Source organism: Geodermatophilus sp. SYSU D00684 (assembly GCF_054050455.1).
Window position 1 is genome coordinate 186481 of sequence record NZ_JBJGZI010000001.1, and the last position, 23100, is coordinate 209580.

Genomic DNA, 23100 nt, shown 5'->3' on the forward strand with positions numbered 1-23100 from the left:
ACGTGACCGGTGGGCTGGCCGAGCTGCTCGACCTGCGGCCGGACGGTCCGGACGGCTTCGCGGCCGGTCCGCGGCGCGCCTCCCCCGAACGGGCCTTCGGCGGGGCGGTCGTCGCCCAGGCGCTGGTCGCCGCCGGGCGGACCGTGCCGGAGGACCGGGCGGTCCACTCGCTGCACGCGTACTTCCTGCGCGCCGGGGAGGCCGCCGAGCCCACCGGCTACGCCGTCGAGCGGGTGCGCGACGGCGGCAGCTACGCCACCCGCCGGGTGCGGGCGCAGCAGCGCGGCCGGACGACGCTGGAGCTCACCGCGTCCTTCCACCGGCCCGAGCCCGGCTTCGCCCACCAGACCCCGCGGCTGGACGCCCCGCCGCCGGAGGAGCTGCCCGGCCCGCTCGAGGCCGGCGCCGGGGCGGAGGGGCTGCTGCGCGCGTGGCTGGACCGGCTGGCCGACCGGCACCCGCTGGAGTTCCGCCTGGACGGCGAGCTGCCCCGGCAGGCCGCCGCGCGCGGCGAGGCGGCGGCGCCGCGCCAGCGCTTCTGGGTGCGCTCGCGCGAGGACCTGCCCGACGGGCCGCTGGTGCGCGCGGCCGCCCTGGCCTACGTCTCCGACGTGCTGCTGCTGTCCACCGCGCTCGCGCCGCACCGGACGGTGATCGGCGCCCCCGACGTCGCGGCGGCGAGCCTGGACCACGCGGTGTGGTTCCACCGCCTGGCCCGCCCCGGCGAGTGGCTCTACTACGACCAGGAGAGCACCTGGGCGGACGGCGGGCGGGCGATGTGCGCCGGCCGGCTGTTCGACCGGTCCGGCCGGCTGGTGCTCACCGTCGCGCAGGAGGGGACGGTGCGCCCGCTCGGCCCCCGCTGACCGGCGCGCGGGTGTGACCTTGACAACACTCCGGGTCCTGCCCGAGGGTCCTCCCCGCGTTCCGGAACGGAGCACTCCCGGGACGCCCCGCCGCGGTCCGCGGCGGGGTCCGACCGGCCTGAGGCGCGCCGACGACGTCGCGCCGGAGGAGGCGCCGTGCCCCGCTCCTACGTCCGCCAGCTGGACACGTACCCGACCGGGCGCCGCCGCCGGCGGATCCTCGCGATGGCGGTCCTCGCCAGCCTGATCTGCTCGTTCGAGGCGCAGATCGCCCCGGTCGTGCCGCTGCTGCTCGACGACCTCGGGATGAGCCTGGCGGCCTACGGCGGCATCTCGGCCACCGCGATGCTCGCCGGCGCCGTCGCCGGGCTGATCGGCGGGCGGCTCACCGACTCCGTCGGCCGGGTCCGGCTGCTGGTGCCGCTCATGCTGCTCACCTCGCTGCTGTGCGTGGCCACGACGCTGGTGCAGACGCCGACGCAGCTGCTGGTCGCCCGCACCGTGCTGTCCTTCGTCGACGGCGTGGCGATCGCCAGCACCGCCCCGCTGGTCCGGGACTTCTCGCCGCGGATGGGCCGGGCGACGGCGTTCGCGTTCTGGACCTGGGGGCCGGTGGGCGCGAACTTCCTCGCCGCGGCGATCGCCGGCGCGACGCTCGCCGCGTTCGACGACAGCTGGCGGTCGCAGTTCTGGCTCATGGGCGGCGTCTCGCTCGTCGTCTCGCTGGTCATCGCCGCCAACATCGCGGAGCTGTCCCCCACGCTGCGGGCGAGCATCCTGCAGAGCGAGCAGCGCGCCCTCGGCGTCGCCGACGACGCCCGCCCGGCCCGCCCCGGCGACCTGCTGCGGTCGGCCGCGGTGTGGGCGCACTGCCTGGGCATCGCCTGCTGGCTGGTCACCTACCTGACGCTGGCGCTGTACGGCCAGACGATGCTGGTGGACACGTTCGCGCTGACCACGGCGCAGGCGTCCCAGGTGATGATGCTGTTCTGGGTGCTCAACCTCGGCACGCTGGTGGCGGCCGGGCGGCTGTCGGACCGGCTGCAGCTGCGCCGCCCGTTCTCCCTCGGCGGCACGCTGGTCGCGCTGGCGTGCGGCGTCGTGCTGATCCGGCTGATGGCCGACCCGGCCGGGGTGTCCTGGACGGCGCTGATGGTCACCGGGGTGCTGCTCGGCGCCGGCCTGGGCGTGGCCTACGGGCCGTGGATGGCGAACTACTCGGAGAACGCCGAGGACGTCGACCCGCGGCTGCAGGGCACCGCGTGGGGCCTGTTCTCCTTCCTCAGCAAGGCCATGGCGGTCGTCGTCCTGCTGGTGGCCCCGCGCGTGGTCGACGCCGCCGACTGGCGCGCCTGGATGGTCGTGTCGCTCGGGGCGATGGCGCTGTTCGGGGTCGCCGTCCTGTTCTTCCGCGGCCCGTGGCGCCGGCCGGCCGGGGTCGCGCTCCCCGTGCTGCCCGGGGTCGTCGCCGAGGCCGCGTCGCCGGTGGCCCCCGGGCGCTGAGGGGCCGGCGTCGTGGCGTCCCGGTGGGAGCGGCTGTGGGCCCGCTGGCTGGTGCGCCGGCTGGAGGCGGCGAACCGGCGGTCCGCGTGCCCGCACGACGGGCTCTCCCTGCTCTGCTCGACCTGCCTGGCCATCGCCTCGGCCGGGTTCCTGCTGCCGGCCGCCCCGCCCGTGCCGTCCGGCGGGACGCGGGAGCGGGAGCGGGGCTGAGCCTCAGTCGCCGTCGTCGGCGAGGACCCGCTCGGCCACGTGCTCGCCGATCGCCAGCGAGGAGGTGGCCGCCGGCGAGGGCGCGTTGCGGACGGTGACGACCGGGCCGAGCCGGTGGACCCGGAAGTCGTCGACCAGGCTGCCGTCCCGGTCGACGGCCTGGGCGCGGACGCCGGCGGGGGCGCGCACCACGTCGTCGTCGGTCAGCGCGGGCACGAACTCCCGCGCCGCGGCGAGGAACACCCGGCGCGACAGCGACCCGCGGAACTCGGCCACGCCCATCCGCCAGTGCTGCCGGGCCAGCGGGCGCATGCCCGGCCAGGTGAGCGTCCGCAGCAGCTCGGCGGGCCGGACGTCGCGGCGCCGGTAGCCCTCGCGGGCGAAGGCCAGCACGGCGTTGGGCCCGACGTCGACCCCACCGCCGACCCGGCGGGTGAAGTGCACGCCGAGGAACGGGTACCGGGGGTCGGGCACCGGGTAGATCAGCCCGCGGACCAGGTGCTCGCGCCCGGGCACCAGCCGGTAGTACTCGCCGCGGAACGGCACGATCGCCGGCCCGGCCTCGTCCCCGGCCAGCCGGGAGACCGTGTCGCTCTGCAGCCCGGCGCAGACCACGAGCCGGTCGACGGCGAACGCCTCGCGGCCGGAGGACACCACCACCCCCCCGCCGACCTGCGGCAGCACCGCGGTGACCTCGAAGCCGAGCCGCACGTCGTGGCCCTTGTCCCGCAGGTCGCCGGCCATGGCGCGGGCGACGGCGCGGAAGTCGACGATCGCGGTGTGCGGCGAGTGCAGCGCCGCCACGCCGGCCGCCTCCGGCTCCACCTCCCGCAGCCCCTCGGCGGACAGCCGGCGCAGGCCGGGCACCCCGTTCGCGGTGGCCCGCCGCTCGATCTCGTCCAGGGCGGGCAGCTCGTCGTCCCGGCGGGCGACGACGAGCTTGCCGCACTCGTCGTAGGCGAGGCCGTGCTCGGCGCAGAACTCGCGCAGCAGGCCGCGCCCGCGGGTGCACAGCCGCGCCTTGAGCGAGCCGGGCGCGTAGTAGAGCCCGGCGTGCACCACGCCGCTGTTGTGGCCGGTCTGGTGGACGGCGACGTCGTCCTCCTTGTCCACGACCGTGACGTGCACGTCGGGGCGCAGCTCGGCCAGCCGGCGGGCGACCGCCAGGCCCACGATCCCGGCGCCGACGACGCCGATCCGGTCGACGGTCCCTGCGCGCACCGGCCACCTCCGTCCTCGGGGCAGGACCCCGGGCCCCGCCGTGAGCAGGGATGGTGCCCGCCCGGGCCGGGCACGGCCAGGCCCGTCGGCGCGCGCGGTCAGGCGGTGCCGCGGCGGGAACGGACGGCGGCGGCCAGCTCGGCCAGCAGGGCCTCCGTCGTCGCCGGGTCGACGCAGGCGTCGGTGACGCTCACGCCGTACTCGAGCCGCTCGGGGTGCTCGCGGTCGAGGTCCTGCCGGCCCTCGGCGAGGTTGCTCTCGATCATCACGCCCCGGATCGCCCGCTCCCCGCCGGCGACCTGCTCGGCCAGGTCGTGCACGACCGCGGGCTGGCGCCGGTGGTCCTTCTGGCTGTTGCCGTGGGAGGCGTCGACGACGACCACCTCGGGCAGCCCGCGCGCGGCGAGCTTCCGCTTCACCTCGGCGACGTGCGCCGCCGAGTAGTTGGGGCCGTCCGTGGTGCCGCGCAGGATGACGTGGCCGGTGTCGTTGCCGGTGGTCGACAGCTGCGCCGAGACCCCGTGGTGGTCGACGCCGAGGAACTCGTGCGGGGCGCGCGCGGTGACGACGGCCTGGATGGCGGAGTCGACGCTGCCCTCGGGCGAGTTCTTGAAGCCGACCACGGACGAGAAGCCCGACACCCGCTCGCGGGCGGTCTGGTCGGTGACGTTGCGCGCGCCCACGCCGTTGTAGGTGACCAGCCCGTTGACGTACTGCGGCGTGAGCGCGTTGAGCGGCTCGGCGGCGACGGGGACGCCCAGCGCGGTGATGCGGCACATGAGCATCCGGGTGGCGACCAGGCCGACGCTGATCCGGTTGGACCCGTCGAGGAACGGGTCGTAGGCGAAGCCCTTCCAGTCGACCTCGGTCCGCGGCTTCTCCGTGTAGGTCCGCATGAGGATCTCGAGGTCGTCGCCGTGCCGCGCCCGCATGCGGCCGAGGAACGCGGCGTACTCGAGCGCGGCGACGGGGTCGTGCACCGAGCAGGGGCCGGCGATGACGACGAGGCGGTCGTCGGCGCCGGTGAGGACGTCGGTGACCGCGGCCCGCGCGGCGCGCGTCGTGGCGGCCGACTCCGGCGACAGCGGGACGACGGTCGCCACCGCCGCGGGCGTGACGACGACGCTCAGGCCGGTGATCCGCGCGTTCACCAGGCCGGACAGGTCGGCGCCGTCCGCCGCCGAGACGCCCACCTGCCGCTGGACGCCGGGCAGCAGGTCGGCGAGCGTGGCGTCGATCTGCGCGTTCACCGTCGTCTGGACGTCGAGCAGCAGGTCGGCGATCCGCGTCGCCGCCTCCAGGATCCGGTCAGCGGGGATGAGGGCCTCCTCGGTCGTTCCCGACCGTCGAGCCAACCACAGCGGCGCAACGGCCCGGCGCCCGGTGCGGGCGCCTCGCCCCCCGCCCCCGACGGGGCGGGGGTGACGCCCGGGGCGGGTGGGGCGCGGCGCCGTCACGCGGGGCGGCGGCGTGCGCACCATGGGCGCGTGCCCGCCCGCCCGGACGCCGTCGCCGTGCTGCCGGCCGCCCCGGGCGTGTACCGCTTCCGGGACGGCGCCGGGCGCGTGCTCTACGTCGGCCGCGCCACGCACCTGCGCTCGCGGGTCGGCTCGTACTGGGGGGACCTGCGCGACCGCCGCCACCTGCGGCGGATGGTGGGCCGGGTCGCCCGGATCGAGGCGCTGGTCTGCGACTCCGTGCACGAGGCCGCGTGGGCCGAGCGCAACCTGCTCGAGCGGTCGCTGCCGCCGTGGAACCGGATCCCCGGGGGCCTGGAGGTGCCCGTCCGGATCCGGCTGGACCCCTCGGCGGCCGCGCCGCGCCTCGACGTCGTCCACGACGCCCGGCCGGCACCGGGCGTCCGCCACTTCGGCCCCTACCTCGGCCGGCGCCGGGTGCGGGCGGCGGTCTCGGGGCTGAACCGCGTGTACCCGCTCGCCCACGCCGGCCCCGGCCGGAGCGCCGGCGAGCGCGAGCTGGCGCGGCTGCGGGGCGGGCGGGACGCCTCCCTCCCGGAGCTCGCCGCCGCGCTGACGGCCGTGCTCGACCGCGAGCCGGGAGCGGTCGCCGCCGCGCTGGCGGCGCTGGGCGCCCGGCGGGACGCCGCGGCCGCGGCGCAGGCCTACGAGGCCGCGGCCCGGCTGCAGGAGGAGATCGAGGCCGTCGGGTGGGTGGTCGCGCCGCAGCGGGTCACCGCACCCGGGGCGCAGGCCGACGGGGACGTCGCCGGCTGGACGGGCGACGTGCTCGTGCGGCTGCGCATCCGGGGCGGCCGGGTGCGCGACTGGGACCAGGAGACCTGCACGCGCGCCTCCGCGGGGACCCGCGCGCCGGCCGGGTGGACGCCGTTCCTCCGCCGCAACGCCGAGCTGGCCGCCCGGCTCGTCGCGCTGCCCGTCACCTGAGGCCACCCTGGTCGGAATTCGAAGCACCTAGGCTCCCGCCATGGACGCCCCCCCTCCCTCGCTCGACCCCGTCCAGCTCGGCGCCTACTTCGACCTCATCGAGGTGACCAGCCTCCTGCGGCACGCGGTGGAGCAGCAGCTGCGTGAGGCCGGCGGCCTCAGCTACGTGCAGTTCCAGCTGCTGGCCCGCCTCGGCGACTCGCCGACCGGGAGCGCCCGCATGACCGACCTGGCCGACGGCGTCGTCTACAGCCGCAGCGGGCTCACCTACCAGGCGGGCCTGCTCGAGAAGGCGGGCCTGGTGGTGCGCGCCCCCTCCCCGGACGACGAGCGGGGGGTCACGGTCACCGTCACCGCCGCCGGGCGCGCGCTGCTCGCCGAGGTGCTGCCGGGCCACGTCGAGGTCGTCCGCGACCTGCTGTTCGCGCCGCTGTCCCGCGACGACGTCGCGACCCTCGCCGGCCTGCTGGCGCCGGTGCGCGACCACATGCGCTCGGCACCGCCCCGCTCGGCGGCCCCCCGCCGGCGCGCGCCCGGGGCCTGAGGACTCCTGCGCGGTCCGCCCCGGAACGGGGTTGCTGAGAATTCGAAGCAGGTCTACGGTCCCCTCAGTGCTTCGAATTCGAAGCTACCCTCGAGACGAGAGCGAGAACGGCCGTGAAGACAGTCCGGTTCCACGAGTTCGGCGCCCCCGACGTCCTCCGCTACGAGGACGTGGAGCTGCCCGTCCCCGGCGCCGGGGAGGTGCGCATCCGTGTCGCCGGGACGTCGTTCAACGGCGTCGACGGCACCATCCGCGCCGGCAGCATGCAGGGCCCCATCCCGGTGGTCCTGCCGCACACCCCCGGCATCGACGTCGCGGGCACGGTGGACGCGCTCGGCGATGGCGTGGACGGCGTGCGGGTCGGCGACCGCGTCGTCGGGTTCCTGCCGATGGGAGCCGACGGCGCGGCCGCCGAGTACGTCGTCGCGCCCGCCGGGATCCTGGCGCCGGCGCCCACGAGCATCCCGCTGACCGACGCGGCCGCCCTGCCGATCGTCGGCCTCACCGCGTGGCAGGCGCTGTTCGACCACGGCGGGCTGACGGCCGGGCAGCGCGTGCTGGTCAACGGCGCCGGCGGCGCGGTCGGCGGCCACGCCGTCCAGCTGGCCAGGCGTGCCGGCGCGCACGTCATCGCGACGGCCGGCCCGCGCAGCAGGGACCGCGTGACGGCCGACGGCGCCGACGAGGTCGTCGACCACACCACCACCGACGTGGCCACGGCGGTCCCCGAGCCGGTCGACCTCGTGCTCAACCTCGCGCCGGTGGACCCGGCGCAGCTGGCCGCGCTGGTCGGCCTGGTCCGCCCCGGCGGCGTCCTCGTCAACACCACGGTGTGGATGCCGGCCCCCTCCGACGAGGAGCGCGGCGTGCGCGGCGTCGACCTCTTCGTCCGCAGCGACCCCGGCCAGCTGGCCGGGCTGGTGGCGCTGGTCGACGGCGGGGAGCTGCGGGTCGACGTCGCCCAGCGGGTGCCCCTGGCGGACCTGGCGGACGTGCACGCCCGGGCCGCCACCGGCGGCCTGCCCGGCAAGGTGGTCGTCGTCCCGGCCGCCGCGTGACGTCCCCCTCCTGAGGGTCCGGAGCAACGGAACGAGCCAGTACGCCCCGGGGGTTGCGCTCGCGTGCGCGCGCCCAGGAGCCTGTGGCCGCCGGAGAACCGACCCCAGGACGGCCGTGGCACGGGGCGACGCCGCGACCCCGCCGAGTCCACCGAACCGCCCCCTGCAGCCGCTCGCAGACCACCGACTCCGGCTGGGCCCACCTCGCGCCCGAGCTGTTCCCCCCTGCGGACGGACCACCCCCGCGAGACCGACGGAGGCACCACATGGGCACGATCACGACCGACGACGGCACCGAGATCTTCTACAAGGACTGGGGCTCGGGTCAGCCCATCGTCTTCAGCCACGGCTGGCCGCTGTCGGCCGACGACTGGGACGCGCAGATGATGTTCTTCCTGGCCCAGGGCTACCGCGTCATCGCGCACGACAGGCGCGGACACGGCCGCTCGACCCAGACCGGCGACGGGCACGACATGGACCACTACGCCGACGACCTGGCGGCGCTGACGGCGCACCTCGACCTGCACGACGCCGTGCACGTCGGCCACTCGACCGGTGGCGGCGAGGTCGCGCACTACCTCGGCCGGCACGGCGAGGAGCGCGTCGCGAAGGCCGTGCTGATCAGCGCGGTGCCGCCGCTCATGGTGCAGACCGACGCCAACCCCGGCGGCCTGCCGAAGAGCGTGTTCGACGACATCCAGACCCAGGTCGCCACCAACCGGTCCCGGTTCTACCGCGACCTGCCGTCGGGGCCGTTCTACGGGTTCAACCGGCCGGGCGCCGAGCCGTCCGAGGCGATCATCGCGAACTGGTGGCGGCAGGGGATGATGGGCGGCGCGAAGGCCCACCACGACGGCGTCGTCGCGTTCTCCCAGACCGACTTCACCGACGACCTGAGGAAGATCACGGTGCCGGTCCTGGTGATGCACGGCGACGACGACCAGGTCGTCCCGTACGAGAACTCGGGGCCCCGGTCCGCGGAACTCCTCCAGAACGGGACGCTCAAGACCTACGCCGGCTTCCCGCACGGCATGCCGACGACGCAGGCCGAGACGATCAACGCCGACCTGCTCGAGTTCATCCGCTCCTGAGGCCGGCAGCGCGGGAACTCCGGGGCGAGATCACCCTGGGACGCGAGTTCACCTCCGGGAGCGGTGCGGTGGGGCACCGCTCCCGCGGGGTCTCCCGTGCTCCTGCGGTGCTGTGATGCCGCAGGAGCACGGAAGACACCGCAGGACACCGACTTGACTGCGAGCCGGGGGGAAGAGCGGCCCCGGTTCCGGTGTTCAGCCACACGCTCGACACAGAGGGAGGCACACGTGACCACCGAGACCGCGATCCTCGCCGGCGGCTGCTTCTGGGGTGCGCAGGACCTGCTGCGCAAGCGCCCGGGAGTGCTCTCGAGCCGCGTCGGCTACTCCGGCGGCGACACCCCGAACGCCACGTACAGGAACCACGGCGACCACGCCGAGGCGGTCGAGATCGTCTTCGACCCCGACGTGATCTCGTTCCGCGAGCTCCTCGAGTTCTTCTTCCAGATCCACGACCCGACGACGGTGGACCGGCAGGGCAACGACATCGGCCGGAGCTACCGCTCGGCGATCTTCTACACGAGCGAGGAGCAGCGGCGCGTCGCCCTCGACACGATCGCCGACGTCGACGCCTCGGGCCTGTGGCCCGGGAAGGTCGTCACGGAGGTGGCGCCGGCCGGCGCCTTCTGGGAGGCAGAGGAGGAGCACCAGGACTACCTGCTGAAGCACCCGTACGGCTACACCTGCCACTACGTGCGGCCGGGCTGGGTGCTCCCCCGCCGCGAGGCGCAGACCGCCCGCTGACGTGAGATTACGGCCGGCGCACCTCCCCTGGTGCGCCGGCCGCCCACCGAGGTCGACGCGACCGGCGAGGGGTCGACGTCCGGTCGGGGCGTCCACACCTATCGGACCGGCCTCGCCGCCTCGTGGTTCGGGCCGGACCCACGCCGACAGCACGGCCGGGCATCGACGCGCTCCAGCCTCCCCACAGGCGAGCCGTGCAGATCACCCACTTCGGCAGCCCCGAGCGCCTCGACGTCGTCGACCTCCTCGATCCCGTCCCCGCCGGCGGCGACGGCGAGCAGCTCCGCGAGGTGAGTCCGCTGGCATGAACTCGCCGACACTGACTGCTTGTCCTGCGGGGAGGATCAGTGCTCGGCCAGCGGGGTTGTGCCTCGCTGGCCGGGCGGTCATCCGTTGGCGGAAGGCGGCGCGGGCAACCTCCACACGCGCTCGAAGTCGTCGGCGACCATTGGCCAGATCCGCTGACGACCGGCCTCGATCGAGTCGATCTCGTCAGCCAAGGCGCCGACGACGATGAAGTCGTGCGGGATCACCCGGCCCGCCCGGTCCCGTCGGCCGACCGGGTCCAAGAAGCGCAGCGCCACCATCTCCGACCGCGCTCCATTCCCTGCAACGCGACGGCAGGTCTCCGATGTGTCCTCGACACCGGCGAAGGCGACGTCGTAGAGCTCGAGCGCATCACCGGCTGCGTCGTTGCGGAGGAAGCGGAAGCCCCAGTCCCGGCCGCGTGTGGCCCAGACGAGGCTCATCGCCGGCTCCTGAGGAGGATGCGCTCCGCCTCACCCCTCTCCAGGTCCATCCGGAAGCCGGTCAGGGTGGCTCGGAGGTGATCCTGCTTGGCCAGCGCTTCGGCGTTGATCTCCCTGAGCTTGTCTCCGGCCAGCGTGGTCACGTGGTCCAGGCTTGGGCGGACCAGTCTCGACAGCCTGCCGAGCGGGCCGGGCAGCTTGCTCAGGCGCTCGAGCAGCACGTCGGCCATGGGGCCCACGCCGCGCAGCAGGTTCTCCGCCACCTTTCCTGGCAACTGCCTGCTCTGGGCCCACCGGATGTGTCGCTCGAACGGGAGCATCGCGGCCAGCGGCAGGATCGTCTCCACACCCACGCGCTCGGTCACCCGAATGGTGCCTGCGTCGAACCTCGCCGACGAGAGCAGCAGGAAGTCCTCACCCACGGACAGTGCGTCGCTGGCTTCCACCAGGCCGGCGATCACCGTGCGCAGTTCATCGATGTCATCACTGGCCTTCTCCACGAGGAGATCCCGGAACGCGAAGACGTCGAAGCCGGGCAGGAGATCGGACTTCGACAGCGCCATGACCCAGATGCGCGGGAACTCGACGAGGGGTCTCCCGTCCTCCAGCAGGTCGTCCTTGAGGGACAGCAACCCGTTGCGGAAGTTGGAGAACAAGGACTTCAGGTACCGCTCCTCCTCGCCGGAGTTGTCGATCAACCTCTGGGCGTCCACCAGCAGGAGAGCGACATCGGAGCCCATCAGGGATCTGAAGGTGTCGATCCTGCGCTGAGCCTCTTCCGGCCCGCTCACGTCCTGCTCGAACCACTCCCCCGGGTAGTCGTGCCAGACGAGGCGCAGCACATCGAACGGCTTGTTCCTCGATGCCTTGGCGTCGGACCCGTCCTTCGACTTGATCGAGAAGGCATACGACGTCCCGGAGAAGCGGGTGGTCGCGGGCAACTGCGCCGAGTTCTTCATGCCGAGGTAGTTCCGGTGCAGTCGAGCGCCCTGGCCGATGTTGTCCGCTACGACGTGGAAGAGGCTCTGCTGCAGGTACTGGGACTCCTGCGTCGCTCCGTAGAACGAGGAGAGCAGGACCGTCTTGCCACTGCCGCTCTCGCCGAACACTGCGATGTGCTGCTCCAGCGCTCTGCTCACGTCCATGCGCGGAGCGTAGAGACCAGCTCGGACGACCCTTCGCCGGCAGGGATGACAGCGTGTCCCAGCGATGTCCCCCTGCCGCGACGCAGGGCTCTCCTCGACTGGGCCATAGCCTCAGCCACATGCGCGCTGTGCAGATCACCCGCTTCGGCGGCCCCGAGGTCCTCGACGTCGTCGACCTCCCCGACCCCGTCCCCGGCGACGGCCAGCAGCTCTACGAGGTGAGCGCGGCCGGCGTGAACTACGCCGACACCCACCAGACCGAGGACAGCTACCTCGCCCCGCAGACGCTGCCGCTGATCCCGGGCGCGGAGTTCGTCGGCCGGCCGGTGGGCGGCGGCGAGCGCGTCGTCGGCCTGCTCGACGGCGGCGGCTACGCGGAGAAGGTGGTCGCCGACCCGCGGCTGACCTGGCCGGTGCCCGACGCCGTCACCGACGAGCAGGCCCTCGCCCTCGTGCTGCAGGGCACCACCGCCTGGCACCTGCTGCGCACCAGCGCGCACCTCGCCGCGGGCGAGTCGGTCGTCGTCATCGCCGGCGCCGGCGGGGTCGGCTCGCTGGCCGTCCAGCTGGCCAAGCGCTGGGGCGCCGGGCGGGTCATCGCCACCGCCTCCAGCCCCGAGAAGCGGGCGCTGGCCGAGGAGCTCGGCGCCGACGCCACCGTCGACCCCGCGCTGGCCGACGACGACCCGAAGACCTTCACCGCCGCGCTGCGCGAGGCCAACGGCGGCAAGCGGGTCGACGTCGTCCTGGAGATGACCGGCGGCAACGTCTTCGACGGCTCGTTCTCCGCGCTGGCGCCCTTCGGCCGGCTGGTCGCCTACGGCATGGCCGGCCGCCGCCCGCCGAAGCCGGTGCAGGCGCCGGCGCTCATGGGCACCAGCCGCGCGGTCATCGGCTTCTGGCTGGCGCACTGCTTCAGCCGCCCGGCCATGCTCGACGACGCCATGACCGAGCTCCTCCAGCTCACCGCCGACGGCGTGCTCAAGCCGGTCGGCGGCGGCCGCTACCCGCTGACCGCCGTCCGCGAGGCGCACCAGGACATCCTGTCCCGCCGCACCACCGGCAAGCTCGTCCTCGACCCGACGCGGTAGCGCCCGCCGCCCTCCCGCTCACCACGCACCGTCACCGCCCGGAGGGGTCCGCCCCTCCGGGCGGTGGCACGTCTCCCCCCGCGGGGTTACAGGCCCTCGTCCGTCCGCACCCCCGCTCCTAGCGTCGTCAGCGACAACTGCTGGGGGTGTGCAACGGCGCCCGGTCCCGGCGACCACCACCGCCTGCTGGGGGAACCGTGCCCCGACCGACACCCCGATCCCGCGCGGCCGCGTTCGCCCTGGGCGCGGCCCTGATCACCGGCCTGACCGGCTGCGAGTGGCCCGACGTGAGCATGAGCCCGGGCCTCGCCGAAGAGTCCACCGAGGCCACGCCGTCCGCCGAGCCCTCCCCCGAGCCGGCGGACGAGCCCGCCGACCGGACCGCCGCCGCGTCGTCCCCGGCCACGCGTCCGGCCGGCGACCTCGATGCCGGCTCGCTCACCCGCACGCTGCCGGCCGGCGACCGCACCGTCGTCGTCGACTACTGGACCGCCGACCAGGCGGCCACGTGGACCGCCGCCGACGACAAGACGATCCAGCTCTCGGCGCACGTCGAGGGCGACGACGGCGACACCGAGGTGCTGGTCACCCGCTTCGCGGCCACCACCGACGACGGCACCACCCGCGCCCTCGCCGCCGAGGACCGCGGCGAGTTCGCCCTCATGCCGCCCTTCAGCTACACCACCGCGCTCAGTCTCCCGGGGTCGGCGGTCCCGGCGGACTCGCTGACCGTCTCGGTCCAGTTCGACCTCCTGGTCGAGACCGAGCCGGGCTCCGGGCGCTACTTCCGCCAGACCGTGCTCGACGCCCTCGAGCTGCCGCTCCTGCAGGAGGACCCCTCGTGAACCAGCTCGTCGTCCACGGCAACCGGCGGTCGACCGACCGCGTGAACCTCCTGGCCCGCGGTGGCCAGCAGGTGCCCGACATCAGCTCCCTGGTGCCCGCGGAGTTCGGCGGCCCGCAGGCGGAGGAGCAGCTCCGGCACGCCACCATCAGCTGCGTCATCCCGGCCTACAACGAGGAGTCGACGATCGCCGACGTCCTCACCTCGCTGCTGGCGCAGACCCGGCCGCCGGACGTCGTCCACGTCGTCATCAACAACACCGACGACGACACCCCGGAGATCGTCGAGCAGTTCGTCGGCGAGCACACCCGGGTGGTCAAGGGCGAGACCTACCGGACGACGGTGTTCTCGCACGACATCGGCGAGAACCCCGACAAGAAGGTCGGCGCGCTCAACTACGGCTACTACGTCAGCCGCGGCTACGACTACATCCTCGGGGTCGACGGCGACACCACGCTCGACCGCCGCTGCGTCGAGTGGCTGGAGAAGGAGATGGTCACCGACCCGCGCATCGGCGGGCTCTCGGCGGTCTACACCTTCGACAAGTCCACGGTGCACGGCGCGATGGCGCGGTTCCTCGTCGCCGGCCAGCGGGCCCAGTTCGCCGGCTTCAACATGGACAACCTGGTCCGCGGCCGGAACATGGCCGTGCTCGGCGGCCAGTGCAGCCTGTTCAGCGTCCGGGCGCTCGAGGCGGTCATGTACCGCCACCACCAGTCCGCGCCGTGGGTGCGCGACTCGGAGGTCGAGGACTCCAAGCTCTCGCTGCAGATCAAGGACGCCGGCTTCAGCACCAAGATCAGCGCGCGGGCCCGCGCGTTCGTCGGCCCCATGACCACGCTGCGCGCGCTCCACGGCCAGCAGGTGAAGTGGAACTTCGGCGGCATCGACCTGCTGTGGCCGGGTCAGCGCGGGGACAGCAAGGGCCAGCCGCTGCACCCGAACCTGCGGCTGCGCTGGTACGAGAACATCTCGATGGTCTTCAACATCGCCGCCCGCATGGGGTTCCTGCTCCTGCTCGCGGCGGCGCTGTCGATCGACGCGTTCGTGTTCAACCCGGTGTGGCTCATCCCGCCGGCCGTGGCCACGCTGCTCAACCTCCGCATCGCGCTGTCCATGCACGACAAGAGCGCCGTCGACATCTTCTACGCGCTGCTGGTGGTGCCGGCGGAGCTGTACATGTGGGTCCGCATGGGTCACTTCGTCACCGCGTGGGTGCAGTTCTTCGCCCGCGTGGAGAAGGACAACTGGGCCGCCCAGGCGGCCGCGGAACGGGGTCGCGGGTCGGCCTACGTCATGCCGGCGGTCTGCGCCGCCGCGACCTTCGCCGTCCTGATCTTCGCGTGGAGCCAGCAGAGCATCGGCGTGCAGTCGGCGATCCTGTCGATCGGCTGGCCGGTCCTCTACCTGCTCACCGTGCTGCAGACGATCTTCATGCTGAAGAAGCTGGTGCGCCGCCAGCGGGGCTTCACCGTCTGAGGCCGCACGCCGGACGACGGGCCCGGGACCTCGCGTGGTCCCGGGCCCGTCGCCGTTCAGAACAGGCGCTGCAGGCGCCAGGCCGCCAGGCCCAGCCCGCCGGCCAGCAGCAGCGTGGCGACGCGGACGAACCAGTAGGAGACGTCCCGCGGCTCGGTGGTGTAGCCGATCTGGCTGCCCAGGTCGTCGTAGACCGCCTCGAGCTCGGCCCGGCTGCGCGCCTCGTTGTACTGCCCGCCGGTCTCGTCGGCGATCTGCCGCAGCGCGTCGCGGTCGATCGGCACCGGCGTCACCTCGCCGCCGATCTCGATCGAGCCGTAGTCGGTGCCGAACGCGATCGTCGACACCGGCACCTCGGCCGCCTGCGCCGCCGCGATCGCCTGCGTGTTCTCCCGGCCGACGGTGTTGTAGCCGTCGGACAGCAGCAGGATCCGCGCCGGCGGCAGCTGCTCGGGGTCCTCGACGTCGAGCGTCGACTGGAACGTGGTGATCGTCGTCAGCGAGGTGAAGATCGCCTCGCCGATCGCCGTCGCCTCCGACAGCTCCAGGTTCTGGATCGCGCCGCGCACCTGCTCGCGGTCGGTGGTCGGCGCCACCAGCGTCGAGGCGGTGCCGGAGAACGACACCAGCCCCAGGTTGATCCGCTCCGGGAGGATGTCGACGAAGTCGCTGGCGGCGGCCTTCATCGCCTCGAACCGGCTGGGCTCGATGTCCTCGGCCTGCATCGACAGCGAGACGTCCAGCGCGAGGACGACGGTCGCGGTCTCCCGCGGCACCCGGACCTCGGTGCTCGGCTGCGCCAGCGACAGCACCAGCCCCAGCAGCGCGGTCAGCGTCAGGCCGAACGCGACGTGCCGCACCCAGCCGGCCCGCTTGGGCAGCAGGCTCTGCGCCAGCCCGGTCTGGGAGAACCGCGCCGCGTACACCCGGCGGCGCAGCTGGCGGACGACGTAGAGCACCGCCAGCGCGACGACGGGGACGAGCGCGATCAGCCACAGCGGTGACTGGAAACTCACGGGCGGGCCTCTCTTGTGGTGCGGTGGGAGCTCACCGGGACGCCCCGCCGCTGCCGGCGCGCCGCCGGTCGGCGACGAACCGGACGACGTCCATCACCCAGTCGCGGTCGGTGCGCAGCTGCAGGTGCCCGGCCCCGGCGCGGCGCAGCGAGGCGGCGATCGCCCGCCGCTGCTCGGCCGCGGCCTCGGCGAAGCGGGCACGGAAGCGCGGGTCACCGGTGGGCACCTCGAGCGTCTGCCCGGTCTCCGGGTCGACGACGGTCAGCGGGCCGACGTCGGGCAGCTCCAGCTCGCGCGGGTCGACCACCTCGATGGCCAGCAGCTCGTGCCGGGCGCCCAACCCGCGCAGCGGCCGCTCCCAGTCCAGGTCGCCGAGGAAGTCGGAGACGACGACCACCAGCCCGCGTCGGCGCGGCGGGCGGCGCAGCGCCTCCAGCGCGGCGGCGAGGTCGCCGCGGCGGCCGGTCGCGGCCCGCGGGGTGGCGACGACGGCGCGCAGCAGCCGGTCGGCGGCCAGCCGGCCGGCCTGCGCCGGGTACCGGTCGACCCGCTCGCCGGTGGTGACGACGGCGCCGAGCCGGTTGCCGCCGCGCACGGTGAGGTGGCTGACCGCGGCGAGCCCGGCGATGGCGAGGTCCCGCTTGTCGCAGTTGCCGGTGCCGAAGTCCAGGCTGGCCGAGAGGTCGACCACCGCCCACGTCTCCAGCTCCCGGTCGGCGATCGTCTCGCGGACGTGCGGCACCTGCGTCCGGGCGGTCACCGGCCAGTCCATGCGCCGGACGTCGTCGCCGGGGTGGTAGGTCCGGGAGTCGCCGGCCTCGCTGCCCGAGCCGGGCACCAGGCCGAGGTGGTCGCCCTGCAGCAGCCCGTCCAGGCGCCGGCGGACGGTGAGCTCCAGCCGCTGCAGCAGCACGTCGGCCGGGCCCTCGCCGAAGTGCGGCAGGTCGCCGTCGGGGTCGGCCGTCGCGAGAGCGGGCGTGCCGGCGTCGGGCTCGTCAGCGGGCGCGGCCGGGTCCTCCCCGGCCCGCGCCCGGCCGCGCCGCAGTCTCACGCCTGCGGGGTCCCCGGGACGTGCCCGTTGCCGCCGGGACCCTGGGGCGCCTGGCCGTTGCCGGGCGGGACGGAGCCGTGCGAGGACGCGCCGTGCGGGGACGCGCCGTGCGCGGAGGAGCCGTGCGGCGGCTGGCCGTTGGGGACCGGGCCGCCGGGCCGGGGCTGCGCGGCGGGCGGGAAGCCGGGCCCGTAGGGGCCCTGCGGAGCGCCCTGCGGCGGGCCGTACTGCGGCGCCCCGGGCGGCGGCACCTGCGGGCCGCCCGGCGCGGCCGGGCCGAAGCCGCCGGCCCGCTGCCGCGGGGTGACCTGGGGCAGCGGCACCGTCTGCAGGATCCGCTTGACCACGTGGTCGGCGGGCACGCCGTCGGCCAGCGCGTCGTAGGACAGCACCAGCCGGTGGCGCAGCACGTCGGTGGTGACGTCGAGGACGTCCTGCGGCAGCACGTAGTCGCGGCCCCGGACCAGCGCCAGCGCCCGGCTGGCGGCGATCAGGCCGAGCGAGGCGCGCGGGCTCGCGCCGTAGGAGACCCAGGAGGCGACGTCGTCCATGCCGTGCTCGCGCGGCTGGCGGGTGGCGACGACGAGCCGGACGACGTAGTCGACCAGCGCGTGATGCACGAACACCTGCGAGGCGGTGCGCTGCATGCGGCGCAGGTCCTCGGGGCCGAGGACGGTCTCGGGCACCGGCGGGTTGGCGCCCATCCGGTAGATGATCTCGCGCTCCTCCTCCGGCGTCGGGTAGTCGACGAGCACCTTCATGAGGAAGCGGTCGCGCTGGGCCTCGGGCAGCGGGTAGACGCCCTCGGACTCGATCGGGTTCTGCGTGGCCAGCACGAGGAACGGGTCGGGCAGCGGGTGGGTCACGCCGCCGATGGAGACCTGCCGCTCGGCCATGACCTCCAGCAGCGCCGACTGCACCTTCGCCGGCGCGCGGTTGATCTCGTCGGTGAGGACGAAGTTGGCGAACACCGGGCCGAGCTCGGTGTCGAAGGCGTCCTGCCCGGCCTTGTAGATGCGCGTGCCGAGGATGTCGGCGGGCACCAGGTCGGGGGTGAACTGCAGGCGGGCGAACCTCCCGCCGACGACGGTGGCCAGCGTCTCGACCGCGAGCGTCTTCGCGACGCCGGGCACGCCCTCGAGCAGCACGTGGCCGCGGGCGAGCAGGGCGACCAGCATCCGCTCGACCAGCCGGTCCTGGCCGACGATGACCCGCTTGATCTCGAACAGCGCGCGCTCCAGCAGCGCGGCGTCCACCGAGGGCGGCACCGGTGCGCCGGCGGGCTTCTCGAGCGGGGTGCTGGCGGCGGTGGTCACAGGGCTCCCTGTCGTGCCGGTCCGCGGCCTCCGGACGCGTCGCGGAGCGACACGGGGGCCGGTGACGGGGCCTCTCGCCCGTCCCGCGGGCCAGTGTCCTACACGGAGCTGGCAGTCCGACCGTCGTGCGCGCTGGCACGCCGGACGCCGGCCGGGCGGCCGCCGCGCGACGCGCCGGGCGACGCGCCGGACGACGACAGAGGCCGCGGCGCGCCGGGTCTTCCCCCCTGCACCGCCGCGGCCCCTGCTGCTAGCGTGACTCCTGCGTCGGGCAGCTCCCCCCGTGGCTGCCCGACGCCCCAATCTCTCCGCGTCAGGCGGTCGGCCGCACGGCTCCGAAGTAGTCGCTGCCGAACCACATCGACGACACCCGGACGACGTCCCCGCTCTGCGGCGCCTGCACCACCTTGCCGTCGCCGATGTACAGCGCCACGTGGTAGATGTCCAGGTACGAGCTGCCGTTGGACCAGAAGACCAGGTCACCGGCGCGCAGGTCGGCCCGGGCGACGGTCTTGCCCCGGTTGAGCCACCACTGGTCGCGGCTGGTGCCGCCGATCCGGATGCCGGCCTGGGCGTAGGCGTACTCGGTCAGCCCCGAGCAGTCGAAGCCGTAGATGCGGGTGTCCGGCGGGATGCCGTAGGACGGGCCGTTGGCGCCGCCACCGCCCCAGCTGTAGGGCAGGCCGCGCTGCGACAGCGCCGCGTCGATGGCCGTCTGCACCGCCGAGCCGGAGGGCGCGCCGGCCGTCGTGGTGGCCGGCGGCGTCGGGGTGCTGCTCGACGACCCGCCCGACGACGACCCACCCGAGGACGACCCGCCCGACGACGACCCACCCGAGGAGGAGGACGACCCGCCGGACGACGGGCGGCTCGCGGTCGGGCCCGACGACGAGGACGACGCGGAGCTGCCGGAGGAACTGCGCGAGGGTGCGGCCTGGCTCGCCGAGGCGGCCGCCGCCTGGCGGGCGGCCGCGGCGGCCTGCGCGGCCGCGGCAGCGGCGGCGGCCTCGGCGGCGTCCTGCTCGGCCTGCATGCCCGCGACCTGCTGCCCGGCGGCCTCGGCCTGCGCGGCGACGGCGTCGCGCTGCTCGGCGAGCGCCGCGGTCTGCTCGCGGGCGGAGGTCTCCTGCGCCTGCGCGCCGGCCAGCGCCTGCGCGGCCTGCTCCTGCAGCGTCTCGGCCTGCACGGACGCCGTCTGCGCCTGCTCCTGGGCCTGGGTGGCCTGCTCCTGCAGCACGGTCAGCTCGGCGACGACGTCGACGCGGTGGGTGCCGGCCGCCTCGAGCAGCGCGGCGCGCTCGATCAGCTGGGCGGGACCCGCGGCGGACAGCAGCGCGGTGGCGCCGGGCGCGGTGCTGCCCTGCATGTAGACCGTGCGGGCGTGGTGGGCGACCTGGGTGCGGCCCTCGGCGAGGTCGGCGTCGGCCTGCGCGGCGGCGGCCGCGGCGGCGTCGGCGGCCGCGCGGGCGGCCTCGTAGGCGGCCTGGGTCTCCTCGTAGTCCTGCAGCGCGATCTGCGCGGCCTGGTGCGCCTCCGCGGCGGCGGCCTCGGCCTGCGCCAGCTGGGCGCTGAGCACGCCGACCTGCGCGGCGGCGGCGTCGCGGGCGGCCTCGGCCGCGGCGATCTCGGCGTCGCTGGGCGCCGCCGTGGCGGTGCCGGGCGTCAGCCCGAGGACGACCAGCCCGGCGATCGCCGTGCCGGCAGCCCGGACCGCCCAGCGGTGATGTCGCGTGCCCGTACCCACGTGCCGACCCCTCCCGGTGCGCCGGCGTCGCAGGCCGGGCGCTGGTCTCCGGGCGCCCGTGCGGGCGCCACCCGGACCGGTTGTCGACCGGTCCGGGTGACCTCCGGAGGGTCAGGCGGGCGGATCTCCCCCCAAGGGGTGGGCGATCAGTTCACCTGGCGGCCGCCGGTCTCCGACCAGAACGGCTCGCGCAGCTTGAACTTCTGGATCTTGCCGGTGGCGGTGCGGGCCAGCTCGTCGCGGAACTCGACCCGCTTGGGCGCCTTGTAGCCGGCCAGCCGGGACCGGCAGTGGGCGATGATCTCCGCCTCGGTCGCCGTCTCGCCCTCGGCGAGCACCACCAGCGCGGTCACCAGCTCGCCCCACTTCTCGTCGGGGATGCCGATGACGGCGACCTCGGCGACGGCGGGGTGGCTGAAGACGGCGTCCTCGACCTCGATCGAGGAGACGTTCTCGCCGCCGGTGATGATCACGTCCTTCTTGCGGTCGGAGATCGTGAGGTAGCCGCCGTCGTCGAGGCTGCCGCCGTCGCCGGTGTGGAACCAGCCGCCGTCGAGCGCCTCGGCGGAGGCGTCGGGGTTCTCCCAGTAGCCGGCGAGCACGGTGTTGCCCTGCGCCAGCACCTCCCCGGACTCGCTCACCGCGATGCGGGTGCCGATCGCCGGGACGCCGGCCCGCGACAGCCGCTTCGCTCGCTCCTCGGGGTCGAGGTCGTCGTACTCGGCGCGCGGCCGGTTGATCGTCAGCAGCGGCGCGGTCTCGGTGAGGCCGTAGATCTGGTTGAACTCCCAGCCGAGCTCGGCCTCCACGCGGGCGATGGTCCGCGACGGCGGCGGCGCCCCGGCCACGACGATCCGCACCCGGTCGCGGCCGGGGACCTCGCCGTCCCAGTCGGCGGCGGCCTCGAGGACGGCGTTCCACACCGCCGGCGCGCCGGACATCATCGTCACGCCGTGCCGCTCGACCCGGCGCAGGATCTCCGCGCCGTCCACCTTGCGCAGCACCACCTGGCGGGCGCCGACGCCGGCCATCGTGTACGGCAGGCCCCAGCCGTTGCAGTGGAACATCGGCAGCGTGTGCATGTAGACGTCGCGGTCGCTGACCTGCATGTGCATGCCGAAGGTGACCGCGTTGACCCAGATGTTGCGGTGGGTCATCTGCACGCCCTTGGGCCGCGCCGTCGTCCCGCTCGTGTAGTTGATCGTGGCGGTGGCGTCCTCGTCGGGCTCGCTCCACGCCCGCGGCTCGGCGTCGAACGCCAGCAGCTGCTCGTACTCCTCGCCGGTGGAGAACCGGTGCTCGGCCTCGACGCCCTTGAGGCTCGCCTCCAGCTCGGGGTCGACCATGAGCACCCGCGCGCCGCAGTGCCCGACGATGTAGGAGACCTCCTCGGGGTTGAGCCGGAAGTTGACCGGCACCGCCACCCGCCCCGACGACGGCACGGCGAGCAGCACCTCGAGCAGCCGGGCGGCGTTGTGGCTGACGATCGCGATCCGCTCGCCCTCCCCCACGCCGAGCGCGTCGAGGCCGGCCTGCAGCGCGCGGCCGCGGCGGGCCACCTCGCGCCAGGTCACCTCCCCCACCGACGGTGCGGGCTGGTCCGGTTCGTCCACGACGCCGACGCGGTCGCCGTAGACCAGCTCGGCGCGGTCGAGGAAGTCGCGGGTGGTGAGGGGCACGCGCATGCCGGGCTCCCGGTGGCCAGGGCTGCCGGCGCGCCGGTCAGCCGCTCGACGTGGTCGGGGTCACGCTAGCCGCTGACGAGCAGCAGCCACCCGGCCGCGACCGTGCCGCACGTGGCGGCCAGCGCCCGCACGGTGTCCGCCCGCAGCAGCCGGCCGAACGCGCCGGCGTCGAACCCCGCCCCCAGCCGCCGGTGCAGCGGCACGGCGAGCAGCGCGGTGACACCGAGGACGACGGCCAGGCAGGCGCCGCCCACGAGCACCGGCAGCAGCGGGACGCCGTCGGGCCGGGCGGCCAGCAGCCACAGCGTGGTGACGCCCTGCCCGGCGAACAGCGGGCCCACGACCCGGGAGACCCGCCGCTGGTGCGCCCGCTCGTAGGCCGGGAACGCGGCGGCCGGCACCTGCGCGAACTGCGGGTAGACCAGCGCCCGCACGGTCCACTGGAAGCCGGCGTAGGCCGCCGTCAGCGCCAGGTGGACGACGAGCAGGGTCACCGCCGCGTCGTCGGCAGCTCGCCCGGCACCGGCGCCCGGTGGCGCGCCCCGAGCCCGGCGCGGGTCACGCCGTCCCCAGCAGCCGCGGCAGCGCCGTCGAGATCGGCTCGCGGACCACGAGGTCGGCCAGCCCGTCGTAGGGCGTCGGCTCGGCGTTGACGATGACCACCCGCGCGCCGTGCGCGGCGGCGAGCTCGACCAGCCCGGCCACCGGGTACACGACCAGCGAGGTGCCGACGGCGAGGAAGACGTCGCAGTCGGCGGCGGCCTGCGCCGCGGCATCGAGGACCCGCTCGTCGAGGGCCTGCCCGAAGCTCACCGTCGCGGACTTGAGGATGCCGCCGCAGACGGTGCAGGCCGGGTCGGGGTCCCCGGCGTCGATGCGGGCCAGCGCCTCGTCCATCGACGTCCGGTCCCCGCAGGACAGGCACTCGACCGCGTGCACCGTGCCGTGCAGCTCGAGCACCGCCCGCGGCGAGGACCCGGCGGCCTGGTGCAGCCCGTCGACGTTCTGGGTGAGCAGCGCCCGCAGCCGGCCCTGCCGCTCCAGGTCGGCCAGCGCCCGGTGCCCCGCGTTCGGGGCGATCGTGGCCGCCCGCACGTCCGCGCGCATGCGCCACGCCTTGCGCCGGATCTCCGGGTCGGCGACGTAGTAGGACAGCGTCACGAGCTTCTCGGCGTCCGGGTCCCGGGTCCACACCCCGCCCGGGCCGCGGTAGTCGGGGATGCCGCTGTCGGTGGAGACTCCCGCCCCGGTCAGGACGGTGACCCGCCGGGCCAGCGCCAGCCAGGCGGGCAGCGGGTCGGGGACGGCGCCGGTCACGCGCCCACCGTAGGGAGCCCC

At 74.9% G+C, this 23100-nt stretch carries 22 protein-coding genes; 11 read left to right on the forward strand and 11 right to left on the reverse strand.

Translation table 11 applies throughout. From position 1 onward, the window contains the following. Positions 1-2 precede the first annotated feature (2 nt). The 3 genes from ACI79L_RS00925 (at position 3) to ACI79L_RS00935 (ending at position 2579) form a co-directional block, all read left to right on the forward strand. Positions 3-866, forward strand: coding sequence for an acyl-CoA thioesterase (locus ACI79L_RS00925; protein ID WP_456934962.1), 864 nt, complete (start codon positions 3-5; stop codon positions 864-866). A 156-nt stretch (positions 867-1022) separates the two neighbouring features. After that, on the forward strand, positions 1023-2369 hold the full coding sequence (locus tag ACI79L_RS00930) for an MFS transporter (RefSeq protein ID WP_456934963.1): 1347 nt from the start codon (positions 1023-1025) through the stop codon (positions 2367-2369). 12 nt (positions 2370-2381) lie between these two features. Beyond that, complete coding sequence (locus tag ACI79L_RS00935) at positions 2382-2579, forward strand: hypothetical protein (RefSeq protein ID WP_456934964.1); 198 nt, start codon at positions 2382-2384, stop codon at positions 2577-2579. A gap of 3 nt (positions 2580-2582) precedes the next feature. Here ACI79L_RS00935 and lhgO read toward each other — a convergent pair whose 3' ends face one another. Together lhgO and ACI79L_RS00945 are read right to left on the reverse strand one after the other, a co-directional pair. Next, a complete protein-coding gene (gene lhgO / locus ACI79L_RS00940) occupies positions 2583-3800 on the reverse strand; it encodes an L-2-hydroxyglutarate oxidase (protein ID WP_456934965.1) in 1218 nt (405 codons plus the stop codon). Between the two features lie 98 nt (positions 3801-3898). Next, positions 3899-5155, reverse strand: a complete 1257-nt coding sequence (locus ACI79L_RS00945) for a 3-deoxy-7-phosphoheptulonate synthase (protein ID WP_456934966.1) — start codon at positions 5153-5155, stop codon at positions 3899-3901. A gap of 132 nt (positions 5156-5287) precedes the next feature. Between ACI79L_RS00945 and ACI79L_RS00950 the strand changes: the two genes are divergently transcribed. The 5 genes from ACI79L_RS00950 to msrA all read left to right on the forward strand — a co-directional run bounded on the left by ACI79L_RS00950 (position 5288) and on the right by msrA (position 9642). Further along, entirely contained in the window at positions 5288-6205 is a 918-nt protein-coding gene (locus tag ACI79L_RS00950) for a hypothetical protein (protein ID WP_456934967.1), read from the forward strand. A gap of 40 nt (positions 6206-6245) precedes the next feature. Continuing rightward, a complete protein-coding gene (locus tag ACI79L_RS00955) occupies positions 6246-6749 on the forward strand; it encodes a MarR family winged helix-turn-helix transcriptional regulator (protein WP_456934968.1) in 504 nt (167 codons plus the stop codon). A gap of 113 nt (positions 6750-6862) precedes the next feature. Beyond that, entirely contained in the window at positions 6863-7807 is a 945-nt protein-coding gene (locus tag ACI79L_RS00960; protein ID WP_456934969.1) for an NADP-dependent oxidoreductase, read from the forward strand. Positions 7808-8073: 266 nt separating this feature from the next. Further along, complete coding sequence (locus ACI79L_RS00965) at positions 8074-8898, forward strand: alpha/beta fold hydrolase (RefSeq protein ID WP_456934970.1); 825 nt, start codon at positions 8074-8076, stop codon at positions 8896-8898. A gap of 228 nt (positions 8899-9126) precedes the next feature. Then, a complete protein-coding gene (gene msrA / locus ACI79L_RS00970; protein ID WP_456934971.1) occupies positions 9127-9642 on the forward strand; it encodes a peptide-methionine (S)-S-oxide reductase MsrA in 516 nt (171 codons plus the stop codon). A 386-nt stretch (positions 9643-10028) separates the two neighbouring features. On the opposite strand, the gene ACI79L_RS00975 is transcribed toward msrA, so the two are convergent. Together ACI79L_RS00975 and ACI79L_RS00980 are read right to left on the reverse strand one after the other, a co-directional pair. Further along, the gene (locus ACI79L_RS00975) at positions 10029-10391 is read right to left on the reverse strand and encodes a hypothetical protein (RefSeq protein ID WP_456934972.1); all 363 of its coding nucleotides are present in this window, start codon (positions 10389-10391) and stop codon (positions 10029-10031) included. After that, on the reverse strand, positions 10388-11536 hold the full coding sequence (locus ACI79L_RS00980) for a TRAFAC clade GTPase domain-containing protein (RefSeq protein ID WP_456934973.1): 1149 nt from the start codon (positions 11534-11536) through the stop codon (positions 10388-10390). The genes ACI79L_RS00975 and ACI79L_RS00980 overlap by 4 nt, the downstream gene beginning before the upstream one ends. Before the next feature lie 119 nt (positions 11537-11655). Here ACI79L_RS00980 and ACI79L_RS00985 point away from each other — a divergent pair, with 119 nt between their 5' ends. The 3 genes from ACI79L_RS00985 (at position 11656) to ACI79L_RS00995 (ending at position 14950) form a co-directional block, all read left to right on the forward strand. Then, positions 11656-12627, forward strand: a complete 972-nt coding sequence (locus ACI79L_RS00985; RefSeq protein ID WP_456934974.1) for a quinone oxidoreductase family protein — start codon at positions 11656-11658, stop codon at positions 12625-12627. A gap of 197 nt (positions 12628-12824) precedes the next feature. Continuing rightward, positions 12825-13472, forward strand: coding sequence for a hypothetical protein (locus tag ACI79L_RS00990; protein WP_456934975.1), 648 nt, complete (start codon positions 12825-12827; stop codon positions 13470-13472). After that, positions 13469-14950: a glycosyltransferase family 2 protein gene (locus tag ACI79L_RS00995; protein WP_456934976.1), complete on the forward strand. Its 1482-nt coding sequence runs from the start codon at positions 13469-13471 to the stop codon at positions 14948-14950. The genes ACI79L_RS00990 and ACI79L_RS00995 overlap by 4 nt, the downstream gene beginning before the upstream one ends. 56 nt (positions 14951-15006) lie before the next feature. On the opposite strand, the gene ACI79L_RS01000 is transcribed toward ACI79L_RS00995, so the two are convergent. The 7 genes from ACI79L_RS01000 to ACI79L_RS01030 all read right to left on the reverse strand — a co-directional run bounded on the left by ACI79L_RS01000 (position 15007) and on the right by ACI79L_RS01030 (position 23079). Continuing rightward, positions 15007-15966: a VWA domain-containing protein gene (locus ACI79L_RS01000; protein ID WP_456934977.1), complete on the reverse strand. Its 960-nt coding sequence runs from the start codon at positions 15964-15966 to the stop codon at positions 15007-15009. 31 nt (positions 15967-15997) lie between these two features. Next, on the reverse strand, positions 15998-17017 hold the full coding sequence (locus ACI79L_RS01005; RefSeq protein ID WP_456934978.1) for a DUF58 domain-containing protein: 1020 nt from the start codon (positions 17015-17017) through the stop codon (positions 15998-16000). Beyond that, positions 17014-18333, reverse strand: a complete 1320-nt coding sequence (locus ACI79L_RS01010; protein ID WP_456934979.1) for an AAA family ATPase — start codon at positions 18331-18333, stop codon at positions 17014-17016. Before ACI79L_RS01010 ends, ACI79L_RS01005 begins: the two co-directional genes overlap by 4 nt. A 313-nt stretch (positions 18334-18646) precedes the next feature. Further along, the gene (locus tag ACI79L_RS01015) at positions 18647-20077 is read right to left on the reverse strand and encodes a C40 family peptidase (protein ID WP_456934980.1); all 1431 of its coding nucleotides are present in this window, start codon (positions 20075-20077) and stop codon (positions 18647-18649) included. Positions 20078-20223: 146 nt separating this feature from the next. After that, positions 20224-21762: an AMP-binding protein gene (locus tag ACI79L_RS01020; RefSeq protein WP_456934981.1), complete on the reverse strand. Its 1539-nt coding sequence runs from the start codon at positions 21760-21762 to the stop codon at positions 20224-20226. A gap of 65 nt (positions 21763-21827) precedes the next feature. After that, complete coding sequence (locus ACI79L_RS01025; RefSeq protein WP_456934982.1) at positions 21828-22256, reverse strand: DUF1772 domain-containing protein; 429 nt, start codon at positions 22254-22256, stop codon at positions 21828-21830. A 64-nt stretch (positions 22257-22320) separates the two neighbouring features. Beyond that, positions 22321-23079 carry an SIR2 family NAD-dependent protein deacylase gene (locus ACI79L_RS01030; protein WP_456934983.1) on the reverse strand — a complete coding sequence of 253 codons (759 nt, stop codon included), beginning with the start codon at positions 23077-23079 and terminating at the stop codon, positions 22321-22323. Between the last annotated feature and the right edge of the window lie 21 nt (positions 23080-23100).

Coding starts and splice junctions, on each gene's coding strand:
- ACI79L_RS00955 (WP_456934968.1), top strand. CDS start 6,246: ATGGACGCCCCCCCTCCCTCGCTCGACCCCGTCCAGCTCGGCGCCTAC.
- ACI79L_RS00965 (WP_456934970.1), top strand. CDS start 8,074: ATGGGCACGATCACGACCGACGACGGCACCGAGATCTTCTACAAGGAC.
- ACI79L_RS00975 (WP_456934972.1), bottom strand. CDS start 10,391: ATGAGCCTCGTCTGGGCCACACGCGGCCGGGACTGGGGCTTCCGCTTC.
- ACI79L_RS00980 (WP_456934973.1), bottom strand. CDS start 11,536: ATGGACGTGAGCAGAGCGCTGGAGCAGCACATCGCAGTGTTCGGCGAG.
- ACI79L_RS00985 (WP_456934974.1), top strand. CDS start 11,656: ATGCGCGCTGTGCAGATCACCCGCTTCGGCGGCCCCGAGGTCCTCGAC.
- ACI79L_RS01020 (WP_456934981.1), bottom strand. CDS start 21,762: ATGCGCGTGCCCCTCACCACCCGCGACTTCCTCGACCGCGCCGAGCTG.